General features: G+C 58.6%; 3 protein-coding genes. All 3 read right to left on the bottom strand.

The window, feature by feature from the left end; translation table 11 throughout:
* Positions 1–239: 239 nt before the first annotated feature.
* Positions 240–2,666: a phosphoketolase family protein gene (locus tag O6929_10835; protein ID MCZ6480881.1), complete on the bottom strand. Its 2,427-nt coding sequence runs from the start codon at positions 2,664–2,666 to the stop codon at positions 240–242.
* Positions 2,641–3,849: an acetate kinase gene (locus tag O6929_10830; protein MCZ6480880.1), complete on the bottom strand. Its 1,209-nt coding sequence runs from the start codon at positions 3,847–3,849 to the stop codon at positions 2,641–2,643. Before O6929_10830 ends, O6929_10835 begins: the two co-directional genes overlap by 26 nt.
* A gap of 126 nt (positions 3,850–3,975) precedes the next feature.
* Positions 3,976–4,179: hypothetical protein (locus tag O6929_10825; protein ID MCZ6480879.1), on the bottom strand; the 204-nt coding region annotated here is incomplete at its 5' end.

Raw genomic sequence — 4,179 nt, 5'->3', positions numbered from 1 at the left:
TGAGATTGTGATCAGGCCGGGCAAGCTCAGAGTCTACTCTGGTACCGGCAGAGCACCGTCTATCAAGATCGGACTCAAGGGGAAAGTCCACCGACTCAAACCGGGGGATATCGTCGAGTTCAAACTTTAACCTTCCACCCTACCCGCGCTTCCTCACGATTCGTTTTCAGACTGTCTCACCATTGTTATTTACTGCGACGTGAGCTAGCCGTCGCCGCGTCGCCACGAACTTCACGCACTCAAGCGTCGCTCCGCTTCCATGTCCATTCGCGAATCTCAGGCATATCCTGACCATACTTTTCGATATACTGCTTGTGCTCGATCAGCTTATCGCGGACCGCCTGTTTGGCATATGCAGCCATATACCCAAGCTTTGGCACCCGATCAATCACACTCTCGACGAGGTGGAAGCGATCCAGATCGTTGCGGACAGCCATGTCAAAGGGCGTGGTGGTGGTTCCCTCTTCCTTATACCCTCGGACGTGGAGGTTCTTATGGTTCGTCCGCCGGTAGGTCAGGCGGTGGATCAGCCAGGGGTAACCATGATACGCGAAGATGATCGGCTTGTCAGTGGTGAAGAGGGTGTCAAACTCCCAATTCGACAGCCCGTGGGGATGCTCTTCCTCCGGCTGAAGCGTCATCAGGTCAACCACGTTGATGACCCGCACCTTGAGGTCGGGGACATGTTGGCCGAGTAAGTCAACGGCAGCGAGGGTTTCAATAGTGGGCACGTCTCCCGTGCATGCCATCACCACGTCCGGCTCGGTCCCTTTATCGTTGCTCGCCCACTCCCAGATCCCGATTCCAGCAGTGCAATGCTTGATGGCAGCATCCATATCAAGCCACTGCGGTTGAGTTTGCTTCCCTGCCACAATGACATTGACATAGTTGCGGCTCCGCAAGCAATGGTCAGTAACGGAGAGCAGGGTGTTGGCATCGGGGGGAAAGTACACCCGGATGACATCCGCCTTCTTGTTCACGACGTGATCGATAAACCCGGGGTCCTGGTGACTGAAGCCGTTGTGGTCCTGCCGCCAGACGTGGGACGTCAGCAGATAGTTCAGGGAGGCGATGGGGCGCCGCCACGGAATCTCGTTGCGGGTGGTCTTGAGCCACTTGGCGTGTTGATTGAACATCGAGTCGACGATATGGATAAACGCCTCGTAGCAGGAGAAAAACCCGTGGCGACCGGTGAGGAGATACCCTTCCAGCCAGCCCTGGCAGGTATGTTCGCTGAGGATCTCCATCACCCGACCGTCCGGAGAAAGGTGGTCGTCCTCTGGGATCGTGTCGGCCGTCCATGTCCGATTCGTTACCTCGAATAACGCGGTAAGACGATTCGAGGCAGTCTCGTCCGGCCCGAACACCCGGAAATTCCGCTCGTCCATGTTGAGCTTCATCACGTCGCGCAAGAAGCGTCCCATGACGCGCGTCGCTTCAGCCACAACGGCACCGGGTCTGGGGACATCGACAGCATACTCCCGGAAATCGGGCATCTTCAGATCTTTGAGCAGGATGCCGCCGTTGGCGTGGGGGTTGTCACCCATGCGACGATGCCCCTTGGGCGCCAGCTCGGCAAGTGTTGGAACCAGCTTTCCGGTCTCGTCAAAGAGTTCTTCGGGCTTGTAGCTCTTCATCCACTCTTCGAGCATCTTGACATGACCCGGCTTCGTTGCCATCTCGGCGAAGGGAACTTGGTGCGATCGCCAGGAGTCTTCCGTTTTCTTGCCGTCGACTTCTTCCGGACCTGTCCAGCCCTTAGGAGTCCGCAGGACGATCATCGGCCACCGGGGACGCTTGGCGTTACCCTTACTGCGGGCATCGTGCTGGATCGCCTTGATCTCAGCAATCACGGTATCCAGGGTTGCCGCCATCAATTGGTGCATCATTTCGGGGTCAGAGCCCTCAACAAAATAGGGCTTGTTACCGTAGCCAACGAACAAGCTTTCTAGTTCCTCATGGCTGATCCGTGCGAGCACCGCCGGATTGGCAATCTTGTACCCATTGAGATGCAAGATGGGTAACACGGCACCGTCGCCGACCGGATTGAGAAACTTGTTCGAATGCCAAGCAGCCGCAAGGGGGCCCGTTTCGGCTTCCCCGTCACCCACCACGCAGGCAACGATGAGGTCGGGGTTGTCAAAGGCCGCTCCATAAGCATGAGAGACGGCGTAGCCGAGTTCACCCCCCTCGTGGATAGAGCCAGGGGTTTCGGGTGCCACGTGGCTGGGGATACCCCCGGGGAATGAAAACTGCCTGAATAGCTTCCGCATCCCCTCGGCATCCTGCGAAATGTTGGGGTATACCTCACCGTACGTCCCCTCTAGGTACGTACTGGCGACGAGGCCGGGACCGCCATGACCAGGGCCGGCAATGTAAATCATCTCCAGATCATGGTCCTTGATGACACGGTTGAGATGAACATAAATGAAGTTAAGCCCCGGAGTGGTCCCCCAGTGTCCGAGCAACCTGGGCTTGACGTGTTCTAACTTCAGGGGTTCCCTCAGGAGGGGATTGTCGAGGAGATAGATTTGTCCAACGGAAAGGTAATTTGCCGCGCGCCAGTACGCGTCCATGGCTTGCAGTTCTTTTGGGGAGATTTTCCTAGTCATGGTCTCCTCCTCCCTCTTCTGATCAGTGTTACCCCTCGATGCAGCGAATCGTATCCTCTGCGATGAGCAGCTCCTCGTCAACCGGGATCACATAGGCGTGGAGACGGGCGTCATCGGCGGTGATCCGTCCTTCAGCGCCCACCGTCGCGGCATTCCGGTCGGGATCGAGGATCAGCCCACACCACTCCAGGCCCTCGCAGATCCTGGTACGTACCACTGGTGCATGTTCGCCGATGCCACCGCTAAAGACGATGGCATCCGCCCCGCCGAGGGCAGCCAGGTACGCACCAATATACTTGCGCGCCCGGTAGCAGAAGAGGTCGATCGCGAGACGGGTCCGCGCATCCTCTTGCGCATGTACCACTAACTCGCGCATGTCGTTCGAGCGGCCGGAAATGCCGAGCAATCCCGATCGCTCGTTGAGCCACCTTTCGACCTCGGTGACGGGAACACCCTCCTTCCGGGCGAGGTAGCCAACGAGGGCCGGGTCCAGGTCACCACAGCGCGTCCCCATTACGAGCCCCTCGAGAGGAGTAAAACCCATCGACGTATCCACCGACCTCCCGTCCCGGATGGCGCTGGCCGAGCAGCCGTTCCCCAGATGGAGCGTGATAATGTTCACCCGATCGGAGGGCGTGGCGGTGAGCTGAGCATAGCGAAGAGTGCTGTAGTGGTCCGCGATGCCGTGGAAACCGTAGCGCCGAATCTTGTGGCGGACCGTAAGATCGTAGGGAATGGCATAGACCGATGCATAGTCCGGGAGGGTCTGGTGGAAGGCTGTGTCGAAGACGGCCACCATCGAGACACCCGGTCCCAGCACCGCGCGGGCCGCCCGGATCCCGCTCACGCATGCGGGATTGTGGAGGGGGGCCAGCTCATTCAGGTCCTCAATGGCGGCGATGACTTCATCGTCAATCAACACCGGTGTTGCGAAGCGGTCGCCGCCGTGGACGACGCGGTGCCCGACCGCGTCAGGCTTGCGGAGCGCCTTACCATCCTGTGCATCGACCCAGGCAAAGACCCTTCGAACGGCCTCATCGTGGTTGCGAATGGGGACCGTCTCGCGATGCGGGGCGCCACTATTGACCCTAAACGTGCACGTGGCCTCACCACCTATCCGATCAATGAAACCGCGTGCCAGTCTGCGGGCCTGTCCTGTTGGAATTGTGGTCGTCGCAAGCTCGATGATCTGGAATTTCAGGGAGGAACTTCCACAGTTGAGCACCAACACCCTCATCGGGCCCCCCCTTCGTTCGTGTTTTCGACCACCACTTTTACACTCTCATTCTCGCTCGTGATGAAACCTTCCAACTACACCTATGCAATAAGTTAGGGGTTGCAGATGCCATGACAGGGCCTCACCTCATGGGCTACCCAGGGTGTAGAGCAACCACAATCCCAGGACATAGGTCCCGAGGATTAGGATATTCTCGAGCCGCAGGGAGCGGGCTCGCTCCCCACGACGAGACCGGATGGCCACGATGCCTAACGCGAGGCAGGTCACCGCAAGAACGATGGTCAAGAGATGGTCCCGAACGATAAACCCAAGAACGGGCCCCCGAGGATA

The organism is Candidatus Methylomirabilota bacterium, assembly GCA_027293415.1.
Lineage (GTDB): Bacteria > Methylomirabilota > Methylomirabilia > Methylomirabilales > CSP1-5 > CSP1-5.
This window is presented reverse-complemented; position numbering and strand designations above follow the sequence as displayed.

Excerpts from the sequence above, each read along its gene's own strand:
- O6929_10830 (MCZ6480880.1), bottom strand. The coding sequence starts at position 3,849 with ATGAGGGTGTTGGTGCTCAACTGTGGAAGTTCCTCCCTGAAATTCCAG.